Raw genomic sequence first — 25,663 nt, forward strand, 5'->3', positions numbered from 1 at the left:
CGATAGGATGATCGAGCAACATCGTCGTCTCCAGGTTGAATGGATGCAACCTCAGTCTGGCCTCAGACTTGGTCGCTATCCACCCCCATGGAATCTTCGCTGCGCTCGCAATGACGTGGAGAGAGGAGAGCACCCCAGCACCGCCTGCTGATGGCATGCTGCCGTCGCCGGGATTTGATACAAATTCACCCGATCGCGAAGTCGGCTGCCGTCTCGGCATGAATGGCCGTCGTGTCGAACGTCTCGACCGAGGTATCGTCAAGGCCGACCAGCATCGTGATCTCGGTGCAGCCGAGGATGATGCACTCCCCGCCGGCGCGGACGAGCGCAGCCATCACGTCCTGATAGCGCCGGCGCGAGGGAGCGGTGACAGTTCCAAGACACAGCTCATCGTAAATGATCCGGTTCACATCGGCGCGCGCCTCAGGGGGAGGAACCAGGACGTCGAGATCATGCGCGCGCAGCCGGTCGATGTAAAAGTCTTGCTCCATCGTGAACTTGGTGCCGAGCAGCCCGACCCGGCGGTATCCTTTCGCCCGTATCCGCTCCGCTGTCGCATCGCCAATGTGAATCAACGGAACGGTCACGCTGGAGCTGATGTCGGGCGCCAGTTTGTGCATCGTGTTCGTGCACAACACGATCGCTCGCGCCCCGGCGCTTTCGAGACGCCGCGCGACTTCCGCCAGGCTGGCGGCGGCCTCGCTCCAGCGGCCGCCGTACTGCATCTCCTTGATCTGCTGAAAATCGTAGGAATACAGCAGCAGCGGCGCCGAATGCAGCTTGCCCATGCGGTCGCGGACCCGCTCATTGATGAGCCTGTAATAGAGCGCGGTGCTCTCCCAGCTCATGCCCCCGATCAGGCCGATGGTTTGCATTCGGTCTCCAGACACGTTGGTTTCGGCCGGATCGTAGACGAAGACGTCGACGCTCGCCATCATCGTTGTGGCCCATGGCGGACGCCGGGCGCAGACGTGACCTCAAAGCCCGATCGTGCAAACGGCAAGGGCGGGCATGACGCCTGCGCAGGCGGCGAGAAGCCTTTCGATCTTGCACGTCCTGTCGGCCTGTCCTACGCCAATTCCGCACACAATTGGCGAGGCGCTGGGCGCGTCGTCAAAGCCTTGAGGGAGCCGTCATGACCATTCGCAACACCCGCACCGGGGGCCAGATCCTGATCGATCAGCTCCTCGCCCAGGGCGTCGAGCGCGTCACCTGCGTGCCGGGTGAGAGCTATCTGGCGGCCCTCGATGCGCTGCACGACAGCCCGATCGATGTCGTGATCTGCCGCGCCGAAGGCGGCGCTGCGATGATGGCGGAGGCCTATGGTAAGCTCACCGGCCGCCCCGGAATCTGCTTCGTCACGCGCGGGCCCGGCGCGACCAATGCCAGCCACGGCGTCCACATCGCGATGCAGGATTCGACGCCGATGATCCTGTTCGTCGGCCAGGTCGATAGCGGCATGCGCGAGCGCGAGGCGTTCCAGGAGCTGGACTACAAGGCCGTGTTCGGCACCATGGCGAAATGGGCCGTCGAGATCGATCGCCCCGACCGCATTCCGGAGCTGGTCGCGCGCGCCTTCCGTGTCGCCATGCAGGGCCGCCCTGGTCCCGTCGTGATCGCGCTGCCGGAGAACATGCTGACCGAGACCGCAGCGGTTGCCGACGCCATGCGCATCGAGCCGGCGGTGAGCTGGCCCGCGCCGGCCGACATCGAGAAGCTCGACGCGTTGCTTGCGGGCGCCAAGGCGCCGCTCGTCATTCTCGGCGGCTCGCGCTGGACGGATGAGGCGACCAGGAGCATCGCCCGCTTTGCCGAGCGCTTCGACCTGCCGGTCGCGACCTCGTTCCGCCGGGCTTCGCTGATCGACGCCGACCATTCGCATTACGCCGGCGATCTCGGCATCGGGCCGAGCCCGGGGCTGAAGGCGCGCATCGAGGGCGCCGACGTCATTCTGCTCATCGGCGGCCGCATGTCGGAGATGCCGTCCTCGTCTTACACGCTGCTCGGCATTCCGGTTCCGCAGCAGAAGCTGATCCACGTGCATCCGGGCTCCGAGGAGCTCGGCCGCGTCTATCAGCCGGCGCTGGCGATCCAGGCGACGCCCGCCGCGTTCGCGGCGGCCGTCGAGACGCTGAAGCCCGCCGGAACGGTGGCCTGGAAGGGCGAAGCGGCGAAGGCGCATGCCGATTATCTCGCCTGGACCGAGAAGGCGCGCGAGCTGCCGGGCACGTTCCAGTACGGCCAGGTCATGACCTGGCTGCGCGACCGCCTGCCCAAGGACGCGATCGTCTGCAACGGCGCCGGCAATTATGCCGGCTGGATCCATCGCCACCACCGCTTCCACAGCTTTGCCGCGCAGCTCGCGCCGACCTCGGGTTCGATGGGCTATGGCGTGCCGGCGGGCGTGCTGGCCAAGCGGCAATATCCGGACCGCGTCGTCGTCGCCTTTGCCGGCGACGGCTGCTTCCTGATGAACGGCCAAGAGTTCGCCACCGCCGTGCAGTATGACGCACCGCTGATCGTCATCATCGTCGACAATTCGCAATACGGCACCATCCGCATGCATCAGGAGCGGGATTATCCCGGCCGCGTCGTCGGCACCCAGCTCAAGAACCCTGATTTCGCGATGTACGCGAAAGCGTTCGGCGGCCATGGCGAGCGCGTCGAGCGCACCGAGCAGTTCGCACCGGCGTTCGAGCGCGCGCTCGCCTCGGGCAAGCCGTCGATCCTCCACTGCATCATCGATCCGCGCGCGATCTCAGTCGGCAAGGACTTTGTGCCCGCGGCGAAGGCTTAGGCGATGGCGACCGGCCGCCACGTCGCCATCATCGGTGCCGGCGCGATCGGCGTGATTAGCGCCATCGAGGCGCTGCGCGAGGGCCATCGCGTCACGCTGATCGATCCGGGCGAGCCCGGTGGCGAGCAGGCGGCGAGCTATGGCAATGCCGGCTGGCTCTCGTCGCATTCGGTGATCCCGCCGGCCGAGCCGGGCGTCTGGAAGAAGGTACCGGGTTATCTGATGGATCCGCTCGGGCCGCTCGCGATCCGCTGGTCTTATCTGCCGAAAGCGCTGCCCTGGCTGATCAAATATCTGCTCTCGGGCTGGACCGAGACGCGGGTCGAGAAGACCGCCTTTGCGCTGCGCGACCTCTTGAAGGACGCACCGTTCTTGCACAAAAAGCTCGCGGAAGAAGCGGGCGTGCCTGAATTGATCGAGCGCAACGGCGTGATGCACGTGTTCCCGTCGCGCGGCAATTTCGACAGTGATCTCGGCTGGCGCCTGCGCAAGCGCGTCGGTGTTGAATGGCTCGAGCTCAACGCCGACGAGATGCGCCAGCGCGAGCCGGACCTGCATCCGCGCTACACCTTTGGCGTGGTGGTGGAGGAGGCCGGCCGCTGCCGCAATCCCGGCGCTTATGTCGCAGCGCTCGCCAATCACGCGCTCGCCAGCGGTGCGAAGCACGTGCGCGCCAAGGCGACAGGGCTAAAACTCTCCGGCGACAAGCTCGTCGCCGTCGTTACCGAAACCGGCGAGATCGCTTGCGATGCCGCAGTGGTGGCGGCGGGCGCCCGCTCGAAGCAACTTACTGCGTCCGTCGGCGATCCGCTGCCGCTCGAGACCGAACGCGGCTATCATGTCATGATCGAGAACCCGGAATCGGGGCCGCGCAGCTCGATGATGGCGTCCGATGCCAAGATGGTGGTGAACTGGACCGACAGCGGCCTGCGCGCTGCCGGCACGGTCGAGATCGCCGGCCTCGAAGCCGCGCCAAACTGGAAGCGAGCCGAAATCCTGCGCAACCACCTCATCAGCATGTTCCCCAAGCTGCCGAAGGACATGCCAGCCTCGCGCGTCAAGACCTGGTTCGGTCATCGTCCGAGCATGCCGGATGGACGACCCTGCATCGGCCATGCGCGGGCCTCGCGCGATATCGTCTATGCCTTCGGCCATGGCCACATCGGCCTGGTCGGCTCGGCGCGTACCGGCCGTCTGGTCGCGCAGCTCCTCAGCGGCAAGCAGCCTGAGATTCCGCTGGCGCCGTTCGCACCCGATCGTTTCCTCTGAGATCGCAACATGAATCCTCCAGCCGATTCGTCCTCCCGCATTGCCCGTGGCGGCAAGGTCATCTATGGCGCGCCGCTCGGTATTTTGATGCTGGAAGCGCGCTTTCCGCGCATCCCCGGCGACATGGGTAACGGCACGACCTGGCCGTTCCCCGTGCTTTACCGCGTGGTGAGTGGCGCTTCGCCGGAGAAAGTGGTGCTGAAGGGCGCAGCCGGCCTGCTGCCCGATTTCATCGATGCCGCGAAAGACCTGGTGCGGCTCGGGGCCGAAGCCATCACCACCAATTGCGGCTTCCTCTCGTTGTTCCAGAAGGAGATCGCGGCCGCCGTCGGCGTGCCGGTTGCGACCTCGTCGCTGATGCAGGTGCCGTGGGTGCAGGCGACCTTGCCGCCCGGCAAGCGCGTCGGCCTCGTCACGGTGTCGGGCTCGACGCTCTCGCCCGCCCATCTCGAAGGTGCCGGCGTGCCGCTCGATACGCCGCTGGTCGGCACCGAAAACGGCAAGGAGTTTTTTCGCGTCCTGATCAAGGCCGAGAAGGACGATATGGACGTGGCGCAAGCCGAGCGCGACGTGGTCGAGGCCGGCAAGCAGCTCGTCGCGAAGAATCCGGAGGTCGGCGCCATCGTGCTCGAATGCACCAACATGCCGCCTTACGCCGCAGCGCTCCAGGCCGAGGTCGGGTTGCCGGTCTATGACATCTATTCCATGATCACCTGGTTTCATGCCGGACTGCGCCCGCGCGTCTTTGCGTGAACGCGTCCGTGAGATCGTCACAAGTCCTGGAGTGAACCCATGAAGCTAACCGGCAAGGTCGCCGCCATCACCGGCGCGGCGCGCGGCATTGGCAAGGCTTGCGCGAAGAGATTCCTGGACGACGGCGTCAAGGTCGTCATCTCGGATGTCGATGCCGACGGCTTGGCCGCCACGGCGGCCGAGCTCGGACGGCCGGATGCCTTGCGCACCGTGGTCGCCAATGTCGCCGCGCGCGCGGACGTGGATCATCTTGTCGCAACTGCTGCCAAGGAATTCGGCCGGCTCGACATCATGGTCAACAATGCCGGCGTGGCCCGCAATCAGGACCTTCTCGATATCTCCGAGCAGGATTTCGACGACGTCATCGCCATCAATCTGAAAGGCGCGTTCTTCGGCGTGCAGGCGGCGGCGAAGCAGATGATCGCGCAGGGCGGCGGCGGGGTCATCATCAACATGTCCTCGGTGAACGCGCTGCTGGCAATTCCGACGCTCGCGACCTACGCCATCTCCAAGGGCGGCATGAAGCAGCTCACCTCCGTCGCCGCCGTCGCGCTCGCCCCGCACAACATCCGCGTCGTCGCGGTCGGGCCCGGCACGATCCTGACCGACATGGTGGCTTCGGCGATTTATACGTCCGAGGATGCGCGCAAGACCGTGCTATCGCGCACGCCCGCGGGCCGCGGCGGCGAGCCGAGCGAGGTCGCCTCGGTCGTGGCGTTCCTGGCCAGTGACGATGCCTCCTACATCACCGGGCAGACGATCTATCCGGATGGCGGCCGGCTGATCCTGAACTACACGGTGCCGGTGAAGGAGAAGTAGGGCTGGAAAGTCGGCCCACATGCGCTGTCATCGCCCGGCCCGTGAATCCATCCCCCCTTCGCGGGGCATGACAGCAGTTGTGAGGCGGCGGTTTGCCTCTTACTCCGCCGCAACCGTCATCCTGTGTCCGAGCCGCTTCGAGATGCCGCCGGCGCAGTCGCGCAGCGCATGCCCGATCGGGCTGTCCCAGCGCGCATCAAAGGTGCCCTCCGGGCCCATCGCGGTGATGACCAGCGCGACGTGGCCGGAATGATCGAAGACCGGTGCTGCGAACGCATTGACGCCGGGCAGAGGATCGCCGAGCGCGCGGGCGAGGCCATGCTTGCGAACCTCCGTGAGCATCTCGGCGATCTTCGCGCCTTTCACCGCGCGCTTGGGATTGTAGCCGACCCCGTGGCGGTCGAGGCCGCTTTCGAGCGCGGCATTGATCGTGTTCTCCGGTAGGAAGGCGGCGAAGGCCCGGCCGGTCGCGGTCTCCAGCAGCGCCATCACCGAGCCGGCCCGCATCACGATGTGGACGGGCTGGGCCGGCTCTTCCAGTTGCACCACGGTGGGACCGTGCGTGCCCCAGACCGCGAGCGAGACCGCGTGGCCGATCTGGCTTGCAAGGCTAGCGATCCTGGGACGTGCGATGCGCACACCGGAGAGGCGGCGCAGGCTGATCAGGCCGAGCTCCAGCGCCAGCGCGCCGATCTCGTAGCGGCCGGTGGTCTCGTCCTGCTCGATCAATCCGATGCGCGAGAAGCTGGCGAGATAGGGATGCGCCTTGGCCGGCGTCATGCCGGCTTCGCGGGCGAGATCGCGCAGCATCATCGGCTCGCCGCTGCTTGCGAGCGCGCGGAGCAGTTCTCCGCCGACCTCGATCGACTGGATGCCGCGGCTTGCCCTCTTCATGCGCCTCCTGACGTGCGTCCGCTTACGCCGCCTTGCGCTTGGCGGCGCTGTCGGCAAGGTGTCGTCCGGCAATGTAGCCGAAGGTCAGCGCCGGCCCAAGCGTGATGCCGGCGCCGGGATAGTTGCCGCCCATGATGCTCGCCATGTCGTTGCCGGCGGCATAGAGCCCCGGAATCACCCGACCTTCGGCGTCGAGCGCGCGCGCGTTCTCGTCGGTGACAATGCCGGCATAGGTGCCGAGATCGCCGATCACCATCTTGATGGCGTAAAACGGGCCGTGCTCGATCGGCGCGACGCAGGGATTCGGGCCGTGCAGCGCATCGCCCTGGTAGCGATTATAAGCCTTCGAGCCCTTGCCGAAGGCGGCATCCTGGCCCTGTGGCGCGGTCGCATTGAATTGCTTGACGGTCTCGGTGAACGCCTTGGCATCGATCCCGGCCTTCGCCGCGAGCGCTTCCAGCGTGTCGCCACGCATGAGGTAACCGGTCTTGAGGTGATGGCCGAGCGGCATCGGGAAGGGCGGCACGCAGCCGAGGCCGTATTTGCGCAGCGTTTTGTGATCGCAGACCAGAAACGCCGCGATCTCTTCGCCGGGCTTGGCCGCCTTCACCATGGCCTGGACGAAGTCGTGATAGGAATTGCCCTCGTTGGTAAAGCGCTTGCCGTCGCGCATCACCGCGATCACGCCGGGCTTGGCGCGGTCGATGAAATGCGGCATCACGCCCTTCGAGCCGTCCTTGCGCGTGGTCAGCGACACCGGCACCCAGGCGGCCGCGTTCGGCAGGCGATCCTCGACATGCCCGCCGGCACTTTCCGCAAGGCGCAGGCCGTCACCAATGTTGCCGGTCGGTCCCGGCGAATGGTGCTCATTGCCCGTCGGCGCATGTGGAAACAGCTTTCTGCGCCGCTCGACATCGTGGGGAAAGCCACCGCAGGCGAGCACGACGCCCTGGCGCGCGCGGACGCGCACATCGCGTCCCTCGCGCGAAACGATTGCGCCGGTCACGGTACCGTTCTCGACCGAGAGCTCGCGCACCGGCGAGGACAGCCACATCGGAATCTTCAGGTCGAGCGCGGATTTCGCCAGCCGTCCTGCGAGCGCATTGCCGTTGGTGAGCGTCATGCCGCGGCCGTAGCGCAGCACGTCCATGAGATGACGTGACAGGCGCTTGGCGACATAGGCCGCCGAGGTCAGCGACTTCGTCACGCGCATGAAGTGGATGATCTCCTTGCCGGAGCCGAGCATCATGCCGAACACGGTCAGTTCGGGCAGGGGCATGCCGAGGGTCTTGATGAGGTCGCCGAGCTCGCGGCCGTCGAATGGGCGCGTTACCATGGAGCGGCCGCCCTGCGCACCGCCGGGCGCCTCGGCATGGTAGTCGGGAAACACCAGCGGCATGTCGAAGCGCAGCGCGGTCTTGGTGGTGAAGAAATCGACCGCTTCGGGGCCGGCGCTGAGGAATGCATCGACCCGCGCGGCGTCGTAATTGTTGCCGGCTTCGTGGCGGAGATAGGTGCGGGCCTGCTCCGGCGTCTCCTCGATGCCGTAAGCCCTGGCGAGCGAGGTGCCGGGAATCCAGAGCCAGCCGCCGGAGCGGGCGGTGGTGCCGCCGAAGCGCGGCTCCTTCTCGACAATGAGCACGTCGAGGCCGCGATAACGCGCGGTGATTGCCGCCGACATGCCGGAGGCGCCCGATCCGGCCACGAGCACATCGCACTCGTAAGTCTCAATTGTGCTTTGGTCGCTGCCGGTCATCTGGATCTCACTTCTTCAGGAGCGGACATTTGGACTCGGAGACCGGGCGAAAGGCGTCCTCGCCCTTCACAGTCTTGACGATGTCCAGATAATCCCACGGCTCTTTGGACTGCTCGGGCGACTTCACCTTGGCGAGATACATGTCGCGGATGACGCGACCGTCCTCGCGCAAGCGTCCGCCATGGACGAATGTATCCTCGATCGGCAGCTCGCGCATCTTGGCCATGACCTTGGCGGAATCGTCTGTTCCGGCGGCTTTGATGGCTTTGAGATAATGCAACACCGAGCCGTAGACGCCGGTCTGGATCATGGTCGGCATCACCTTGGTGCGCTCGTAGAACTTCTTCGACCAGGCCCGGGTCGCCTCGTCCATGGCCCAGTATGAGGCCGTGGTCATATAGGTGCCCTGCGCGGCCTTGAGGCCGATCGCGTGCACGTCGGTGTCGAACATCAACAGGCCGACCAGCTTCTGGCCGCCCTGCACCAGCCCGAATTCGCCCGACTGCTTGATGGCGTTGTCGGTATCCTGGCCGGCATTGGCGAACGCGACCACGTCGGACTTCGAGCTCTGGGCCTGGAGCGCGAAGGAGGAGAAGTCGGCCGTATTGGTCGGGTGCTTGACGCCGCCGAGCACCTTGCCGCCCATCTCGTTGATGAAGCGGGTTGCGTCCTTCTCGAGCTGCTGGCCGAAAGCGTAGTCGGCGGTGATGAAATACCAGGACTTGCCGCCTTCCTTGATCACGGCGGAAGCCGTCACCTTCGACAGCGCGTAGGTGTCGTAGGTGAAATGCACGGTGTTGGGGCTGCACAGCTCGTCGGTCAGCGAGCTCGCGCCGGGGCCCGAGAGCAGGGCGATCTTATTGCGTTCGCGCACCATGTTGTGAACGGCGATGGCGATGCCGGAATTGGGGATGTCGACGACGGCGTCGACCTTGCCGTTGTCGAACCAGCCGCGCACGATCTGCACGCCGACGTCGGTCTTCATCTGGTGGTCGGCGCTGATGATCTCGATCGGCTTGCCGAGCACGGTCGGCCCGAATTCCTCCACCGCCATCTTGGCGGCTTCGACCGAGCCAGGTCCGCTGTTGTCGCGGCCCCAGCTCGACAGGTCCGTCAGCACGCCGATCCGGACCGCGTCGTCCGAGACTTGTGCAGTAGCAGCAGACGTCATGGCCGCGAGCATGGCGTAAGCCAAAAGCCCTCTCATCGTCGTTCCCTCGCTTATTGGCCGCTTGGCGCGGCTGGTCTTGTGGCTGCAAGTTAGATAATAGCGAATGAATTTGTCAATGGCGAATGCGAGGCCGGATTTGGCAGTCAGGGTCCGTGCAGGACATGAGTTTGGAGCATCGGTGCTCATTCCAGCGCGATTTGGCGATGATGAGCACCGGAATCGACGGGCAGGGCACGGCAGCGACAGGGTCTCTGCGCCAGCGGAGAACTCGACGACGACGCATGTTGGCACGCTCGCGGTGTTCTCGACCTATGCGGTCGGCTTCACGGCGCGGCTGATCGGCGGCGCGACCATCGGGCACTATGGCGGCCGGCTCGGCCGCCTCATCGTCGCGGCGAGCAGGCGGGATTTGCCGCGTTCGGAAACACCAGGAAGGTGATGGTCGCCGGCGCGAGCCGGATTGCTCCTGCCGGTGTTGCGTGCGCCTCAAGCCGGGGCAATCTGCCATCGGCAGTCAGCGCGAGCGTCTTGTCGTTCAGCTGCACAATCGTGCCTTGCAACCGCGCCGCATGCAGTGCGTACCGTTCGGCTGAGTCCGAGAGCGTCAGCGGGCGCGATGCGCGGCGCGACGTGTTGATTGCGAGCAGCGACACCGCACCTGCCATGGTCGGATGGCAATGGGCGTAGAGATGAAGATCTGGTGAAGCGGCCCTGTCTGCATCGAGCACGATCTGTCCCATCAGCCGGCGCCAGAGCAGCGCAGCCCAGTAACTCGGCCGTGGCCGGAACGTGGCTTCGTCGAGCAGACCGTAGTCGCTGGCAGCGAGGGTGTTGTGCATCACCACCTGGACGCCGGCCTTCGCCAGGCGTCCGAGCTGGTCGAGATAGCGGAACGTGTCGAGAAAGGTCCGGTCCCATCGGCTGCCGCCGCAGGCCGCATCAGCCGTCTCAGTCAGCCAGATCGGCTTGCCCGGCTCGAATGTGTCGCGCAGCGCCTGGTAGGTCGCGCGTGTTGCATCCGTGCGTGCAAGCCATCCTTCCGAGAGCGCCTGCGCCGGATCATCGTGCCCGCCGCAGCGCGGCGAGATCGTGTTGTAGTGGTGATAGGAGAAGCGGTCGACGCCCGAACCGGATGCAGCGAGCAGATCGCGCGTGGTGATGCCCACCCCGGATGGCGATGGCGCGTCGCCAACGGAGCCTGGACCGAGGATCAAGGTCTCGGGCGAGTCGCGCCGCACCCAATCGCGGAAGATCTTGAAGTCGCGCCCATAGGCGGTCGCGTCATAGCCGGCCGGTGCGCCGTTGGTCGCTGCGAGCGTCGGCTCGTTCATGAATTCGGCGGCGGCGATGCGGCCGCCCAGCGCGCGCGTGGTGTCGATGAGCTGCTGCGCCTGATCCGGTTTCCACACCCCATCGGCATCGCGGCTGCCGGGACTGATCGCAAACGAGGTGACGATCTCGGCATCGACCGCGCGCGCGAACTCGACGACGCCGCGCCACTGGTGGTGGCTGAGTACGGAATTGAACCCCGGCGGCGGCTTTCCCGGCGCGTCGGCCAAGAACGTCGCATTGGCCCAGGTGCCGCTCACGCGCAGATAGGCCGGCGACAAGGCGGCGGCGAGCAGGCGCAGGCGTGCATTGGTCAGATCGATCGGCGGTCTTGCGCTGTAACGATCCCGCTGGTCGAAGGCCCGTGCCGTTCGCGGATAGGGCTTCCAGAACCGTCCGCCGGTCACCTCGACCATCTCGATGTTGTAGGACTGAAAGCGCGTATCGACCGTTCCGATCGCCTTCAAGTCCGCCGCCACGACGGGCCCGTCGCCGGCGCGCGCCACGCACATCGTTGCGGCCACGAGCAGCGCAATCGTCAGCGCGCATGCCGCTGCGCCACCGGTTGGGTGCTTTCGGGATTCCCGGCTGTCGTATGCGGCCCGGTGCTTCGTCATGCGTTGCCGGTCCGGATGCATGAGAGGCAACCCTGGTCTTTGCCAAGTTCGTCAATTTATCTCTATTTTACCCTGCGATCGATCCCGGGGGCTTCCGGGCCGCCTGCCGCCGGTGGCCTCGGGCAGGGAGGGGCGGGCCGTCAGCCGAGCATCAACCAGGGTGGGGCACAAAAAATTTGTGGCGGCCCCCTTGAAATTGATGTCGGTTTTTCTAAGTCGTTTTTCGCCGCGAGAGCGGTGTGCCGGATGCCAGAATCGGGTCCGGCACGGGCGCCGGGCTGGTCTTTTTAGGTCCGTCTGAAATCCCCGCCTTGCGCTCCTTCGTATCCATCTTGCTCTTTGGAGGACTTGGTATGAGGACCAGTTTCGACTTCGCGCCCCTGTGGCGCTCCACCATCGGCTTCGATCACCTGGCCGACCTTGTCGACAGCACACTGCGCCAGGCGACGGAGGACAATTATCCCCCCTACAACATCGAGCGTTCCGGCGAAGATCATTACCGGATCAGCCTTGCCGTCGCGGGCTTCGGCGCCAACGACATCACGGTGACGGCCGAACAGAACGCGCTCACGATCGAAGGCAGAAAGCCCGAGGGCGCTCCGCGCGAGTACCTGTATCAGGGCATCGCCGCGCGTCCTTTCCGCCGCGTGTTCAACCTCGCCGACTATGTCCAAGTGAAGCAGGCCTCCTTCCAGGACGGGCTCCTGATCATCGACCTCGTCCGCGAGGTTCCGGAAGCCATGAAGCCGCGCCGGATCGCGATCAACGGCGGTACACCTGCGGCATCGCAGATCGAGCAGAAGAAAGCAGCCTAAGCATTCGATCGAGCGAACGGCGGAACGCGGCGCTAGGATGCGCGCCGCGCTCCCCGATGCATGGAGGAGAGAACCATGGCTTTTCGTGATCTCATTCCCTGGTCGAGGAACCAGGAGCTCGCGCCTGCGCGCGATAACTTCGATCCGTTCCTGACGCTTCATCGCGAGATGAACCGTCTGTTCGACGATGTCTTCCGCGGCTTCGGCGGGACCAGCCTGTCGCCGCTGATGGAGGGCCGTTTCGGCTGGCCAAAGGTCGAACTCAGCGAGACCGACAAGACGCTAACCGTTTCGGCCGAACTTCCCGGACTGGAGGAGAAGGACGTCCAGGTCGAGATCGCCAATGGCGTCCTGACGCTCCGCGGCGAGAAAAAAGCCGAGCGCAACGGCGAAGGCAGATACTTTACCGAGCGCTATTACGGTGCTTTCGAGCGGCAGATCCCGCTGGAGGGCGTCGAGGAGGACAAGGCCGAGGCGTCATTCAAGAATGGCGTCCTGACCGTGTCGCTGCCAAAGTCGGAAAAAGCACGCGAAGGCGTCAAGCGCATCGCGATCAACACTCATTAGCATCAATCACGGACGGCGGCGGTCGGCGCCGCCGTCCATCGTCAACAAACCCGTCCCTTGGAAAGGAGCATGAGGGGAGGACCGATGACCAACGTGAACACCAATGCCGGCACTCTCAACCCGCTGTTTCATCCCGCTGCCCATTACGACTCGCCTGCCGACGTCCTGAATGCCGAGGAACTCTCCACGCCGGAGAAGCGGATCATCCTGTCATCCTGGGCCTCGGACATGTACGCGGTCGAATCCTGTCCCGCTCTGCGCGAGATACCAGGCATGAGCCACACCGTACGGCTCGCCGATATTCTGACGGCGTTGCGCCGGCTCGACGGCGACAATGACAATGATGACCCGCCGCGCGGGGGCGGCGTCCCGATGCGGTTGCGGCGGCCCTGGGCCGCCGCCGAGAGGCAAGCCGCATGATGCTCACGCACACTGTTCTGACGCTCGTGCTGATCGGTCAGGCCTCGGCGGCCTTCGCCGTTCCTTATCTGGCCATGCACGGTCTCATCGCCGCGCCGCGTGACTGAGGCCACAAAGTTCTTTCATTCAAATCCTGGGCTAGGCGGCAGGTGACGAAGATGAATGCTGTGCGTTTGCTTTCGCTGGCGTTGCTGTTGCTGACGCTCACAGCATCGCAGCCCGCCGCTGGCCAAATTCCGGACCTGAAGACGGGCGGCTCGGTGCCGACCCTGGCGCCGCTGGTGCGTCAGGTGACGCCGGCCGTGGTCAACATCTCCGTGCATGGCCGCGTGCGCGAGGACAATCCGCTCTATCGCGACCCGCTCTTCCGCGAGTTCTTCGACGTCCCCCGGCAGATCGAGAAGGAGGTCAACGCGACCGGCTCGGGGGTCATCGTCGATGCCCAGCGCGGTTACGTACTCACCAACAATCACGTGGTCGAAGGCACCTCCGCCGTTCAGATCACCACCAAGGATGGCCGGCAGTTCTCCGCGAAGGTCATCGGCCGCGATCCGCCGACGGACGTTGCGGTGCTCCAGATCCAGAACCCGGCCGGGCTCAAGGCGCTTTCCTTCGGCGACAGCGACGCGCTCGAAGTCGGCGATTTCGTGCTTGCGATCGGCAACCCGTTCGGCCTCGGCCAGACCGTGACGTCCGGCCTCGTCAGCGCGCTGGGCCGGACCGGACTCGGCAAGCAGGGTTATGAGGACTTTATCCAGACCGATGCTGCGATCAATCCGGGCAATTCCGGCGGGGCGCTGGTCAGCCTGCGCGGAGAACTGGTGGGCATCAACTCGGCCATCATCTCGCCGGCCGGGGGCAATGTCGGCATCGGCTTTGCAATTCCGGTCAACATGGCGCGGAAGGTGATGGAGCAGATCGTCGCCAAGGGCCGCGTCGAGCGCGGCCGGATCGGCATTTCGCTGAAGGACCTGCATCCATCAGTCAACAAGGGATTCAACGAAGGTGCCGTCATCGCGGAGATTGCGGCGGATTCGCCGGCGCAACAGGCAGGCCTGCGCAAGGGCGATATCATCACCAGGGCCGACGACCGCCCGATCCGCACCGCCACCCAACTCCGCAACACGATCGGCCTTGCGCGCATCGGCGAGGAGGTCAAACTCGTCCTGCTGCGCAATGGGACCCCGCTAACGGCAGTCGTGAAAGTCGCCCCCGCGCCCGAAACAAGCAGTGCCGCCGCTGGCAACCGTTTCGTCCGTTAGCGGGTTCGCACCGCGCGGTATCCAGCAAGCCGCGCCGATCCATGTTGCTGGCACACCGAATATCGACTATCAGCCGGATCGGCGCGCATGACGCTGCCCAAGCAAAGGCAAAGGGAGCACCCGAGATGACCTCACCCACGCGACGTGATTTGCTCGCAACCGCTGCGGCGGCTACCGCCGTTTCGATGACCGAGGTCGCATCGGCCGCCGCGCAGGGCGGACCCAAGCCGATCTTTCCGGTGCCGATGGTGACGATCCCGATCGTCGGCGAGACCCAGGTGTTCCAGGTGCGCCGCATCTACTGCATCGGCCGCAATTATGCGGCGCACGCGATCGAGCGCGGCTCGGATCCGAACCGCGAGCCGCCGTTCTTCTTCCAGAAGCCGACCGACGCGATTCAGAACGTCGCGATCGGCGAGGTCGCCGATCATCCCTATCCGTCGCTGACCAAGAACTATCATCACGAGGTCGAGCTGGTTGCGGCGCTGAAATCCGGCGGCACCAACATTCCGGTCGAGAAGGCGCTCGACCATGTCTATGGCTATGCGCTCGGGCTCGACATGACCCGGCGCGATCTTCAGAACGGCATGGCCGCGGAGAAGAAGCCCTGGGAGATCGGCAAGAGCTTTGATCATGCGGCCGTGCTCGGTCCGATTCACCCGGCAAGCAAGACCGGCCATTTCGAGAAGGGTGCGATCTCGCTGGCAGTCAACGGCACCGTCCGGCAGAACTCCGATCTCAGCAAGATGATCTGGAGTGTCGCCGAGCAGATCGCAAAACTGTCGGAAGCGTTCGAGCTGAAGGCCGGCGACATCATCTATTCCGGCACGCCGGAGAATGTCGGCCCGGTGGTGAAAGGCGACGTGCTCGTGTGCAAGCTCGAGGGTCTGCCGGACATGTCGATCAGGATCGTCTAGCAGTTGCGCTGAGTGGCCCGCGTGGAGCCCCGGTTGACGGCACAAGAGCTGCTAACGCCGAGTTCCATCGATTGCCCTTGGTTGGCCGGCAAGCGAACTTGGTACGGCCATATTTGAGCAGGAGTGGTCTGTCGCGAGGGAGGCGCTCCGATGAACAAAGCCGTGATCACCGCTATTGCAATGCTGATTTTTGTGCCGGCGAGCGCAGTTGCGCAGGAGCGCGCGGGCGATGCAGCGCTCGGCGCCCTATCCGGTGCGGTCGTACTGGGTCCGGTCGGCGCCGTCGCCGGAGCGCTGGTTGGTTATACCGCCGGACCTTCGATCGCCCGGTCCTGGGGCCTGAGAGGTTCGCCGTCGGCAAGACACCGGCAGCCGCCACGTCGCGCGGCCGCGACCCGCGTCCCACCGCGCACGCGCGAGGCGATGGCTGCCAATGGCCAGACGAGCGCTGCCGGCAACCCGACCCCGCCGGCTCAAGCCGCGCCTGCCGTGCCGGCCCAGACCTCGGCTCCGCCCGTTCAGGGGTTCGACTGAGGCGCGGCTTCAACCGACACACCTTCGGCAGGTTGAAGGTCGCCCGCGCGGCCAGCCGAAGTGACGGCGATCTAGGGTTGGCCCAGGATCTTCTTCGCGGCGCGAAGATGCGGCTTGTCGATCATCTGGCCGTCGAGCCGCAGCGTGCCGGCATTGGGATTGCTCGCGAATGCCGCGATTACCTTCTCCGCCCATATACGTTCGGCCTCCGTCGGCTCGAAGGCCGCGTTGACGACATCGACATGCTTGGGATGGATCAGCGCCTTGGCTGAAAAACCGTCGCGTCGTGCCGCGCGCGTCTCGGCGTCGAGGCCGGCGAGATTGTCGATGTCGGTATAGACGGTGTCGATCGGCGCAACCTCGGCCGCGGCCGCCGCCATCAGGCAGAGATCGCGCGCGAGCCGATAGGGGCTGTGGAACACGCCGCCCGAGGCTTTCTCGGTGGCGCCGAGCGAAGCCGAGAGGTCTTCGGCACCCCACATCAGTCCAGCGAGGCGAGGGGAGCAGCCTTTGTAGCTGCCAAGCCCGAAGATGGAGCCGGCGGTCTCCGCCGCGACGCAGACGATGCGCGTCGCGCCGACCGCGATGCCGGCCGCCGCCTCGAACGCTTCGAGCCAGGTCGCCACCTGCCGCACATCGTCGCCGCCTTGCGATTTCGGCAGCACGATGCCGTCGGGCTTGCCCGGCATCACCGTGGCGAGATCGGCGAGCGTCATTCCGGTGTCGAGCGCGTTGACACGGACATAGAGCTGGTGCGGGCCGCGAGAGCCCTTCAGCATCGCCAGCGTCAACCCGCGCGACTCCTCCTTCTTCTCGGCGACGACGGAATCCTCGAGATCTATGATCAGCGCGTCGGCCTTGCCTTCGCTCGCTTTCTCGAATTTGCGCGGGGAATCACCCGGCACGAACAGCATCGAACGCATCAGACCGGCCTCTTGTGCATCATCGCCATGCGCCGGCATTTGCCGACGATCTCGTCGTTCTGGTTGAGGGCGTGGTGCTCGAACTCGACGATGCCCGCCCTCGGGCGCGATTTCGATTCCCGCAACGAAAGCACCTTCGTCGTCGCCCGCAACGTGTCGCCGTGGAAGACCGGCTTTGGAAAAGTGACGTCGGTCATGCCGAGATTGGCAACGGTGGTCCCGAGAGTCGTATCATAGACCGTCATGCCGATCATGATACCGAGGGTGTAAAGACTGTTGAAAATGCGCTGGCCGAACTCGGTCTTCTCGGCGAAATGCGCATCGATGTGCAGCGGCTGCGGATTGAGCGTCAGCAGGCTGAACAGGGTGTTGTCCATCTCCGTGACGGTCCGGGTCAGCGGATGCCTGAACTCTTGGCCTACGGAGAAGTCCTCGAAATAAAGCCCGGCCATCGCGGTTTCCCTCCTTGCGAAATAACGACGCGCTCGCACCGTCGCGCCGCATGACCCTATGCATGGTACACGCACTTGGCAGGCAAATTCACGTATCTGTACTGAGATTTTCGAGCTAAAGAACGCAAGCGAGGGAAGGTCCGGTGCGGCAATCTTCCATCGCCGGTTGGGTGGGCTCAAAGATCGGGCACGTGAGTCGCCGCGGCTCCTAGCACGGAGATCAAGAACATGGATTTCGCGCTCACCGATCAGCAGGAAGCCATTCGCGACGCCATCGCCAAGATCTGCGAAGGCTTTCCCGACGCCTATTGGCTGAAGAAGGATCACGACGGCGGCTTCCCGCACGACTTTCACAAGGCGCTGGCAGATGCCGGCTGGCTCGGCATCTGCGTGCCGGAGGAGTATGGCGGCTCCGGGCTAGGCATTACCGAAGCCGCGATCATGATGCGCACCATCGCGGAATCCGGTGCCGGCATGTCCGGCGCGTCCGCGGTGCATATCAACGTGTTCGGACTCAATCCCGTCGTCGTGTTCGGCACCGAGGAGCAGCGCAAGCGCATGCTGCCGCCGATGGTCGAGGGTCGCGAGAAAGCCTGTTTCGCAGTGACCGAGCCCAACACCGGTCTCAACACCACTCAACTCAAGACCCGCGCGGTCGCCAAGAACGACCGCTACATCGTCAACGGCCAGAAGGTGTGGATCTCGACCGCGCAGGTCGCGCACAAGATCCTGCTGCTGGCGCGCACCACGCCGCTGGAAGAGGTGCGCTCGCCGACCCACGGCCTCAGCCTGTTCTACACCGATTTCGACCGCAACAAGATCAAGGTCCACGAGATCGAGAAGATGGGCCGCAAGATCGTCGATTCCAACGAGCTGTTCTTCGAGGACTTTGAAATTCCGATGGAGGATCGGATCGGCGAGGAAGGCAAAGGCTTCGAGTACATCCTCGAAGGCATGAACCCGGAGCGTATCCTGATCGCGGCGGAAGCGGTCGGTCTCGGCAAGCTCGCGCTATCGCGTGCGACCGAATACGCCAAGACGCGTGTGGTGTTCAACCGGCCCATCGGCAAGAACCAGGGCATCCAGCATCCGCTGGCGGTGAACTGGGTCGAGCTCGAGGCGGCCTGGCTGATGGTGATGTCGGCGGCCTGGCAATACGACAAGCGCATGCCCTGCGGCGCTGCCGCCAATGCGGCAAAGTATCTCGCCGGCGAGGCAGGCTTCTCGGCTTGCGAGCAGGCGGTGATGACCCATGGCGGCTTCGGCTATGCCAAGGAATTCCACGTCGAGCGCTATTTGCGCGAGATCCTGATCCCGCGCATCGCGCCGGTCAGTCCGCAGCTCGCGCTCAGCTTCATCGCGGAAAAGGTGCTTGGCCTCGCCAAGTCTTACTGAGCGACTCTTCCGGCGCAAACTCAAAAGGCCGTTCCTATTCGGCGGCGATCCGTTCCATGGCCATGGCACGAAGCCGGGCGCGCTGAATCTTGACGCCATTGGCGCTGTCGGTGACGGGGAAGGCATCCACGATATAGACCCGCGCCGGCACCTTGTAGCCGGCGAGCCGCTCGCGCAGATGGGCGATCAGCGCTTCCTGTCGCGGCGGCTCTCCAGCTGGGATCACGAAGGCGACGCAGCGGGCCTGTCCCTTCAGGTCGATCGCGACCACCTGGGCGTCGGCGACACCGGCGCACGATTTGAGCTCGTCTTCGATCTCGCCGGGCGCGACCAGGAAGCCGCCGAGCCGCATCGCATCGCCGGCACGGGTCTCGTAGACGAACGAACCATCACCGCGCAGCCGGCCGATGTCGCCGGTGCGGAAGAAGCCATCGGCGGTGATCGGTTCCCGCGTCGCCTCGGGATTGTTGAAGTAGCCGAGGAAGCACGACGGCGCGCTGATCTCGATCTCGCCGGAGACGCCCTGGGCCGCAAGCTCGCCGGTCTCGACATCGCGGATGCGGATTTTTGCGTCCGGTGACATCGGCCAGCCGCCGCCTTCGATGCGATCGGCGAAGGCATCGCTGCCGCGGCCGATCGAGAACAGCGCCTGCACCTCGCTCGAACCGTACAAGCCGAACAGCGGCATGCCGCGCATCTCGGCCTCCGCGGCCAGCTCGCGCCAGCCGGGCTGGAATGCGGCGAAGCCGCAGATTTCGAGATGCGGAAACGGTCGTGGTGCATCGGTGAGCGCGAGGATGCGGCGGAACATCTCGTCCGAGCCGAATGAATGCGTGATCCTGCACTCCCCCGGGATTCGCACGGCCGGCGCCGCCTCGAAAGCATCGAGTACATGGATGGTCGCGCCCGCTGCGATGAAACCGAGCAGGCTCGTCATGCCAAAAGTGCCGCATAACGGCAGCATCGCCAGCAGCGAATGGCGCTGCGGATCAAGCTGCAGCGCCTTGGCGACGGACGCGGCATGCGTGGCCAGCGTCCGCTGCGAATGGGCGACGAGCTTCGGGCCCTTGGTCGTGCCCGACGTCGTGTACAGCAGGACGGGCAGATCGACGTCCTCCTGAGCCGGCGGGGCAGGCGGATAGGACCTGTCGAAGGCGTCGAACCGCACACTCGGCCATTGCGCGGGGATCGCGGTCTTGCCCACGACGGCAAGCTGTTGCAGCCCGGGCACCTCGTCCTTGGCGACATCGGCGAGAATGGCGGCAAAATCGATCGAGCGAAACGCGGCCTCGATCACCATGAGCTTGGCACCGGACAGGCGGAGCAGATGCGCGACCTCCGCACTGCGATAGCGCGTATTGACGGCAGCGACGACCGCGCCTAGGCGGGCGGCGGCGAACAGCAGCGCGAGCCATTCGATCCGGTTGACCAGCCAGACCGCGACGACGTCGCCCCTCCCGATGCCCTGCGCGGCGAGCCAGGCGGCGGTCTGCTCGATCCTTCTTGAGAGCTCCGCACGCGAGATCGGCGTGCCATCGAACACGAGGACGCGACTGGCCGCCTCGGTCGGGATCAGCGCTTGCAGCGAATATCTGTCGATCAGCATGGCGATCGGAGTAACCCGATCGTGCAAAGCTGTCTACTTGGTGCCGAACATCCGATCGCCGGCGTCGCCCAGGCCCGGCACGATGTAGCCGTGGTCGTTGAGCCGCTCGTCGATCGCGGCGGTCCAGACCGGCACGTCGGGATGCTCGCTCTGGAACTGCGCGATGCCCTCGGGCGCGGCCAAGAGGCAGACGAAGCGGATGTCGCGGGCACCGCGCGCCTTGAGCAGGGACGCGCCGGCGCAGGCCGAATTGCCGGTGGCCAGCATCGGGTCCATCAGAATCACGGTGCGATCGGACAGGTCCTGCGGCGCCTTGAAGTAATATTCCACGGCTTGCAACGTCTCGGGGTCGCGGTACAGCCCGATATGAGCGATGCGCGCCGAGGGCATCAGCGCCAGCATGCCGTCGAGGAAGCCAACGCCCGCGCGCAGGATCGGCGCCAGGGTGAGCTTCTTGCCGGCGATCTTCGGCGCCTGCATCGGGGCGATCGGCGTCTCGATGTCCACCAGCTCCAGCGGCAGGTCGCGCGTCACCTCGTAGCCGAGCAGCATCCCGATCTCGTTCAGGATCTCGCGAAAGCTCTTGGTCGAGCGGTCCTTCTCGCGCATCAAGGAGAGCTTGTGCTGGACCAAGGGGTGGGCGACCACGTTGACGCTGCTTGTGCTCATAAAACCGCTCTACACGGTTCCGTGAAATTGCGCCAGATCGGCCGAGTCTTTTCCGCGGGATATGCGGCCTCAACCGGGCATCGCGGCCGCGCTGCGCGCCTCAGGACGGTCGCGGTGACCGCCTGCTCGAGATTTCCCTTCAGTAGTTGCATGCTACTTGTTCGGGGCGGGCGCCGCGCCGATCGTGGCGTCTCGACTGCGGCGTCCAGCAGTCCGGTAGCTCACGCTCGCGCGACAGCGCACAATGCCACTCGCCGTCGTCATAGGCGATGCGGCGGACCTGCCACATCGGCTTTCGACAGGACGACAAGCGTGTGTCGCTAGCCCCCGCCACCAGCCTTTATGAGATTCCTATAACTTCGTCATAGCCCTCATCTCGAAAACCTATGCCCGTGGTGTCACTTCAGCGCGGTCAAAGTCCGGGCCGGTGCTCCGCGGAAATGCGCCTGCGTTTCCTTCGAGCCTCGTCGGATCCCCGAGAAGCGGTTGCGCCTGACATCAGGGCGCAACGAGGAGTATCTCCATGATGGACATTCTGATGCTGGCGCTGGCCTTCGGCCTGTTCGCGTTCGCGATCGGCTACACCTATACCTGCGAACGGCTGTGACGGAGCGGATCATGATCTTCGATTATGCCCTCGCCGGTACCGTTTCGTTCGGCCTCCTGGCCTATCTCACCTATGCGCTGCTGCGGCCCGAGCGGTTCTGAGCCGTGCTGCTGATTCTCGAATTGTTGCTGGCGGATGCCATGCTCGTCGCCAGCCTGCTGACGGTGCTTCTGCCTCTGCTGCGCCGGCGCCATGCCTGAAGGGTTGATTCCATGACTATGATCGGTTGGCTCCAGATCATTCTGTTTTGCGCCATTATCGTTGCGCTCGCAAAACCGCTCGGCGGGTACATGACGCGCGTGTTCAACGGCGAGCGCACCTTGCTGTCGCCGGTGCTGCGTCCGATCGAGGCCGGCATCTACTGGATCTCCGGCGTCGACGAGAAGCGCGAGCAGCATTGGCTGACCTATACGGTCGCCATGCTGCTGTTCCATATCGCCGGTTTCCTCGTCATCTACGGCGTGATGCGGCTTCAGGCCGTGCTGCCGTTCAATCCGGCCGGGCAGGGCGCGGTCGCCGAGGATCTCTCCTTCAACACCGCGGTCTCCTTTATCACCAACACCAACTGGCAGAACTACGGCGGCGAGAGCACGCTGTCCTATCTCGTGCAGATGCTCGGCCTGACGCACCAGAACTTCCTGTCGGCCGCGACCGGCATCGCGCTGGCGATGGCTCTGATCCGCGGCTTCTCGCGCGCCTCGATGCGCACGGTCGGCAATTTCTGGGTCGACGTCACCCGGTGTACGCTCTATGTGCTGCTGCCGATCTGCGTCGTCTATGCGCTGTTCCTGGTCTGGCAGGGCATGCCGCAGACGCTCGGGCCGTATATCGAGGCGACGACGCTCGAAGGCGCCAAGCAGACCATCGCGGTCGGCCCGGTCGCTTCCCAGGTCGCGATCAAGATGCTCGGCACCAACGGTGGCGGCTTCTTCAACGCCAACGCCGCTCATCCCTTCGAGAACCCGACCGCGCTGTCGAACTTCGTGCAGATGCTCTCGATCTTTGCGCTCGGCGCCGCGCTCACCAACGTATTTGGCCGCATGGTCGGCGACCAGCGCCAGGGCTGGGCGATCCTCTCTGTGATGGGCGTGCTGTTTCTGGCCGGCGTCGGCATCGCCTATTGGGCGGAGGCAAACGGCACCGCGACGCTCCATGCGCTGGGTTTGACCGGCGGCAATATGGAGGGCAAGGAGGTCCGGTTCGGCATCATCGCATCCTCGCTATTTGCCGTCGTCACCACGGCCGCTTCGTGCGGCGCAGTCAACGCGATGCATGACAGTTTTACCGCGCTCGGCGGCATGATCCCGCTGATCAACATGGAGCTCGGCGAAATCATCGTCGGCGGCGTTGGCGCCGGCATGTACGGCATGCTGCTGTTCGTCATCCTCGCGATCTTCGTCGCGGGCCTTATGGTTGGCCGCACCCCGGAATATGTCGGCAAGAAAATCGAGGCGCGTGAGGTCAAGATGGCTATGCTGGCCATCCTGGTGCTGCCGCTGATGATCCTCGGCTGGACCGCCGTCGGCGTGGTCTATCCGGCGGCAGTCGCCTCCATGGCGAATGCCGGCCCGCACGGCTTCACCGAAGTGCTCTACGCCTTCACATCGGCGGCCGGCAACAACGGCTCGGCCTTTGCCGGGCTCACCGGCAACACCTTGTTCTACAACCTGACGCTGGCAAGCGCGATGTTCGTCGGCCGCTTCTTCATGATCATCCCGGCCATGGCGATCGCGGGCTCGCTTGCGGAGAAGAAATCGATCCCGGCGTCCGTGGGCACGTTCCCGACCACCGGAGGCCTGTTCGTCGGCCTCGTGGTCTGCGTCATCCTGATCATGGGCGGCCTGACCTTCTTCCCGGCGCTCGCGCTCGGCCCGATCGTCGAACATCTGGCGATGAACGCCGGCAACCTGTTCTGATTGTTGGAGTGACCTCCATGGATACGATGAAACTGCAAAAACGCGCGCCGATGTCGGCAATGCTCGATCCCAGAATCGTGATGCCCGCGATCCGCGCCTCCTTCGCCAAGCTCGATCCGCGTCTGATGGTGAAGAATCCCGTCATGTTCGTTGTCGAGGTCGTTGCAGTGCTCACGACTGTGATCTTCCTGCGCGACCTCGTCATTGGTGGCGCGAACCTCGGCTTCACCTTCCAGATCATCGTCTGGCTCTGGTTCACGGTGCTGTTCGCCAATTTCGCCGAAGCCGTGGCCGAAGGCCGTGGCAAGGCGCAGGCCGAATCGCTGCGCAAGACCCGCACGGAAAGCCAGGCCAAGCTCCTCACTGGTGCTGGCGAGAATTTCAAGCTCGTGCCGGGCACGAGCCTGAAAGTAGGCGACATCGTGCTGGTCGAGGCCGGCGACACCATCCCTTCCGACGGCGAGGTGATCGAGGGCGTCGCCTCCGTCAACGAGGCCGCCATCACCGGCGAGTCCGCGCCCGTGATCCGCGAATCCGGCGGTGACCGCTCTGCGGTCACGGGTGGCACGCAGGTGCTGTCGGACTGGATCCGCGTCCGCATCACGGCAGCCCAGGGCTCGACCTTCATCGATCGCATGATCAAGCTGGTCGAGGGCGCCGAGCGGCAGAAGACCCCGAATGAGATCGCGCTCAACATCCTGCTCGCCGGTCTCACTATCATCTTCGTGTTCGCCACCGTCACCATCCCCAGCTATGCGGCCTATGCCGGCGGCTCGATCTCGGTGATCGTGCTGGTCGCGCTGTTCGTGACGCTGATCCCGACCACCATCGGCGCGCTGTTGTCGGCGATCGGCATCGCCGGCATGGACCGTCTGGTACGCTTCAACGTGCTGGCGATGTCCGGCCGCGCGGTCGAGGCGGCCGGTGACGTCGACACACTGCTGCTGGACAAGACCGGCACCATCACGCTCGGCAACCGGCAGGCGACCGCCTTCCGTCCCGTGCGCGGAGTGACCGAGCAGGAGCTGGCGGATGCAGCTCAGTTGGCCTCGCTCGCGGACGAGACTCCGGAAGGCCGGTCCATCGTGGTGCTGGCGAAGGAGAAATATGGCATTCGCGGCCGGGACATGGCCGAGCTTGGCGCGACCTTCATCCCATTCACGGCGCAGACCCGCATGAGCGGCGTCGATGCCGGTGGCGCGTCGGTGCGCAAGGGCGCTGTCGACGCCATGCTGAACTATGTCGGCGGCGGCGCGCCGCTGGCGGTTGCCTCCGGCAACGTGGCGCGGGCAACCCAACCGGCCGCCCTGTCGGATCTCGGTCGCGAGATCCAGACCATTGCCGATGATATCTCGAAGGCCGGCGGCACGCCGCTCGCGGTCGCCAGAGACGGCAAGCTGCTCGGCGTCATCCAGCTCAAGGACATCGTCAAGGGCAGCATCCGCGAACGCTTCGCCGAGCTGCGCCGCATGGGCATCCGCACCATCATGATTACAGGCGACAACCCGATGACGGCGGCCGCGATCGCGGCGGAAGCGGGCGTCGACGACTTCCTGGCGCAGGCAACCCCCGAGGACAAGCTCCGGCTGATTCGCGATGAGCAGGCCAAGGGCAAGCTGGTCGCCATGTGCGGCGACGGCACCAACGATGCGCCGGCGCTCGCGCAGGCCGACGTCGGTGTCGCCATGAACACCGGCACTCAGGCCGCGCGTGAGGCCGGCAACATGGTCGATCTCGACTCCAACCCGACCAAGCTGATCGAGGTGGTCGAGATCGGCAAGCAGCTCTTGATGACGCGCGGTGCGCTGACCACGTTCTCCATCGCCAACGATGTCGCCAAGTATTTTGCGATCATCCCGGCGATGTTCCTGGCGTTTTACCCCCAACTCAACGTGCTCAACGTCATGAGCCTGGCGAGCCCGCAGAGCGCCATCCTGTCGGCGATCATCTTCAACGCCCTCATTATCGTGGCGTTGATTCCACTGGCGCTGAAGGGCGTCGCCTACCGCGCTGTCGGTGCCGGCGCGCTGCTCCGCCGCAACCTCTTGATCTACGGCCTCGGCGGCATCGTTATTCCCTTCATCGGCATCAAGGCTATCGACCTCATCGTCACCGCCTTGCATTTGGCTTAACACCGTCATTGCGAGCGAAGCAAATCCAGAGATGCTTCCACGG

General features: G+C 65.0%; 24 protein-coding genes. 15 read left to right on the top strand and 9 right to left on the bottom strand.

Annotated elements, in window-relative coordinates:
* Positions 1–185: 185 nt before the first annotated feature.
* Entirely contained in the window at positions 186–875 is a 690-nt protein-coding gene (locus IVB12_RS04020) for an aspartate/glutamate racemase family protein (protein ID WP_247296118.1), read from the bottom strand.
* A gap of 260 nt (positions 876–1,135) precedes the next feature.
* Here IVB12_RS04020 and IVB12_RS04025 point away from each other — a divergent pair, with 260 nt between their 5' ends.
* The 4 genes from IVB12_RS04025 to IVB12_RS04040 are packed head-to-tail and all read left to right on the top strand — an operon-like array spanning position 1,136 to position 5,638.
* Positions 1,136–2,797 carry a thiamine pyrophosphate-binding protein gene (locus IVB12_RS04025; RefSeq protein ID WP_247295881.1) on the top strand — a complete coding sequence of 554 codons (1,662 nt, stop codon included), beginning with the start codon at positions 1,136–1,138 and terminating at the stop codon, positions 2,795–2,797.
* Between the two features lie 3 nt (positions 2,798–2,800).
* Complete coding sequence (locus IVB12_RS04030; protein WP_247295884.1) at positions 2,801–4,066, top strand: FAD-dependent oxidoreductase; 1,266 nt, start codon at positions 2,801–2,803, stop codon at positions 4,064–4,066.
* 9 nt (positions 4,067–4,075) lie between these two features.
* Positions 4,076–4,819 carry an aspartate/glutamate racemase family protein gene (locus IVB12_RS04035; RefSeq protein WP_247295887.1) on the top strand — a complete coding sequence of 248 codons (744 nt, stop codon included), beginning with the start codon at positions 4,076–4,078 and terminating at the stop codon, positions 4,817–4,819.
* Between the two features lie 39 nt (positions 4,820–4,858).
* Positions 4,859–5,638 (top strand): SDR family oxidoreductase, encoded by a 780-nt coding sequence (locus IVB12_RS04040; RefSeq protein ID WP_247295889.1) that lies wholly within the window; start codon positions 4,859–4,861, stop codon positions 5,636–5,638.
* A gap of 99 nt (positions 5,639–5,737) precedes the next feature.
* Here the strand turns inward: IVB12_RS04040 and IVB12_RS04045 are convergent, their stop codons facing one another.
* From IVB12_RS04045 to IVB12_RS04055, 3 genes are read right to left on the bottom strand one after another with little or no spacing between them, the layout of a single operon-like run.
* The gene (locus tag IVB12_RS04045; RefSeq protein WP_247295890.1) at positions 5,738–6,532 is read right to left on the bottom strand and encodes an IclR family transcriptional regulator; all 795 of its coding nucleotides are present in this window, start codon (positions 6,530–6,532) and stop codon (positions 5,738–5,740) included.
* A 22-nt stretch (positions 6,533–6,554) separates the two neighbouring features.
* The gene (locus IVB12_RS04050; protein ID WP_247295892.1) at positions 6,555–8,288 is read right to left on the bottom strand and encodes an FAD-dependent oxidoreductase; all 1,734 of its coding nucleotides are present in this window, start codon (positions 8,286–8,288) and stop codon (positions 6,555–6,557) included.
* A gap of 7 nt (positions 8,289–8,295) precedes the next feature.
* The gene (locus IVB12_RS04055) at positions 8,296–9,495 is read right to left on the bottom strand and encodes an ABC transporter substrate-binding protein (RefSeq protein ID WP_247295894.1); all 1,200 of its coding nucleotides are present in this window, start codon (positions 9,493–9,495) and stop codon (positions 8,296–8,298) included.
* Positions 9,496–9,637: 142 nt separating this feature from the next.
* Here IVB12_RS04055 and IVB12_RS04060 point away from each other — a divergent pair, with 142 nt between their 5' ends.
* Positions 9,638–9,898: a hypothetical protein gene (locus IVB12_RS04060; protein ID WP_247296134.1), complete on the top strand. Its 261-nt coding sequence runs from the start codon at positions 9,638–9,640 to the stop codon at positions 9,896–9,898.
* Here the strand turns inward: IVB12_RS04060 and IVB12_RS04065 are convergent.
* Complete coding sequence (locus IVB12_RS04065; RefSeq protein WP_247295896.1) at positions 9,843–11,405, bottom strand: hypothetical protein; 1,563 nt, start codon at positions 11,403–11,405, stop codon at positions 9,843–9,845. The genes IVB12_RS04060 and IVB12_RS04065 overlap by 56 nt on opposite strands.
* A 353-nt stretch (positions 11,406–11,758) precedes the next feature.
* Between IVB12_RS04065 and IVB12_RS04070 the strand changes: the two genes are divergently transcribed.
* The 6 genes from IVB12_RS04070 to IVB12_RS04095 all read left to right on the top strand — a co-directional run bounded on the left by IVB12_RS04070 (position 11,759) and on the right by IVB12_RS04095 (position 15,920).
* Complete coding sequence (locus tag IVB12_RS04070; RefSeq protein WP_247278317.1) at positions 11,759–12,220, top strand: Hsp20 family protein; 462 nt, start codon at positions 11,759–11,761, stop codon at positions 12,218–12,220.
* A gap of 75 nt (positions 12,221–12,295) precedes the next feature.
* The gene (locus IVB12_RS04075; protein ID WP_247278318.1) at positions 12,296–12,787 is read left to right on the top strand and encodes an Hsp20/alpha crystallin family protein; all 492 of its coding nucleotides are present in this window, start codon (positions 12,296–12,298) and stop codon (positions 12,785–12,787) included.
* An 84-nt stretch (positions 12,788–12,871) separates the two neighbouring features.
* Entirely contained in the window at positions 12,872–13,207 is a 336-nt protein-coding gene (locus tag IVB12_RS04080) for a hypothetical protein (protein ID WP_247295898.1), read from the top strand.
* A 158-nt stretch (positions 13,208–13,365) separates the two neighbouring features.
* Positions 13,366–14,469 carry a trypsin-like peptidase domain-containing protein gene (locus IVB12_RS04085; protein ID WP_247295900.1) on the top strand — a complete coding sequence of 368 codons (1,104 nt, stop codon included), beginning with the start codon at positions 13,366–13,368 and terminating at the stop codon, positions 14,467–14,469.
* A gap of 125 nt (positions 14,470–14,594) precedes the next feature.
* Positions 14,595–15,386 carry a fumarylacetoacetate hydrolase family protein gene (locus IVB12_RS04090; protein ID WP_247295902.1) on the top strand — a complete coding sequence of 264 codons (792 nt, stop codon included), beginning with the start codon at positions 14,595–14,597 and terminating at the stop codon, positions 15,384–15,386.
* 150 nt (positions 15,387–15,536) lie between these two features.
* Entirely contained in the window at positions 15,537–15,920 is a 384-nt protein-coding gene (locus IVB12_RS04095; RefSeq protein WP_247295904.1) for a hypothetical protein, read from the top strand.
* 71 nt (positions 15,921–15,991) lie between these two features.
* Here the strand turns inward: IVB12_RS04095 and IVB12_RS04100 are convergent, their stop codons facing one another.
* Together IVB12_RS04100 and IVB12_RS04105 are read right to left on the bottom strand one after the other, a co-directional pair.
* Positions 15,992–16,843, bottom strand: coding sequence for a CoA ester lyase (locus IVB12_RS04100; RefSeq protein ID WP_247295906.1), 852 nt, complete (start codon positions 16,841–16,843; stop codon positions 15,992–15,994).
* The gene (locus IVB12_RS04105) at positions 16,843–17,295 is read right to left on the bottom strand and encodes a MaoC family dehydratase (RefSeq protein ID WP_209959275.1); all 453 of its coding nucleotides are present in this window, start codon (positions 17,293–17,295) and stop codon (positions 16,843–16,845) included. The genes IVB12_RS04100 and IVB12_RS04105 overlap by 1 nt, the downstream gene beginning before the upstream one ends.
* A gap of 228 nt (positions 17,296–17,523) precedes the next feature.
* Here IVB12_RS04105 and IVB12_RS04110 point away from each other — a divergent pair, with 228 nt between their 5' ends.
* A complete protein-coding gene (locus IVB12_RS04110) occupies positions 17,524–18,690 on the top strand; it encodes an acyl-CoA dehydrogenase family protein (RefSeq protein WP_247295908.1) in 1,167 nt (388 codons plus the stop codon).
* A 34-nt stretch (positions 18,691–18,724) separates the two neighbouring features.
* Here IVB12_RS04110 and IVB12_RS04115 read toward each other — a convergent pair whose 3' ends face one another.
* On the bottom strand, positions 18,725–20,296 hold the full coding sequence (locus tag IVB12_RS04115) for an AMP-binding protein (protein WP_247295910.1): 1,572 nt from the start codon (positions 20,294–20,296) through the stop codon (positions 18,725–18,727).
* 33 nt (positions 20,297–20,329) lie between these two features.
* The gene (upp, locus tag IVB12_RS04120; protein WP_130216606.1) at positions 20,330–20,965 is read right to left on the bottom strand and encodes a uracil phosphoribosyltransferase; all 636 of its coding nucleotides are present in this window, start codon (positions 20,963–20,965) and stop codon (positions 20,330–20,332) included.
* Between the two features lie 618 nt (positions 20,966–21,583).
* Here upp and IVB12_RS04125 point away from each other — a divergent pair.
* The 3 genes from IVB12_RS04125 to kdpB all read left to right on the top strand — a co-directional run bounded on the left by IVB12_RS04125 (position 21,584) and on the right by kdpB (position 25,620).
* Positions 21,584–21,673, top strand: a complete 90-nt coding sequence (locus IVB12_RS04125; RefSeq protein WP_247295912.1) for a K(+)-transporting ATPase subunit F — start codon at positions 21,584–21,586, stop codon at positions 21,671–21,673.
* 111 nt (positions 21,674–21,784) lie between these two features.
* Positions 21,785–23,488 (top strand): potassium-transporting ATPase subunit KdpA, encoded by a 1,704-nt coding sequence (gene kdpA, locus IVB12_RS04130; RefSeq protein WP_247295913.1) that lies wholly within the window; start codon positions 21,785–21,787, stop codon positions 23,486–23,488.
* A gap of 17 nt (positions 23,489–23,505) precedes the next feature.
* A complete protein-coding gene (gene kdpB / locus IVB12_RS04135; protein WP_247295915.1) occupies positions 23,506–25,620 on the top strand; it encodes a potassium-transporting ATPase subunit KdpB in 2,115 nt (704 codons plus the stop codon).
* Positions 25,621–25,663 lie beyond the last annotated feature (43 nt).

It is taken from the genome of Bradyrhizobium sp. 179 (assembly GCF_023073535.1).
Lineage (GTDB): Bacteria > Pseudomonadota > Alphaproteobacteria > Rhizobiales > Xanthobacteraceae > Bradyrhizobium.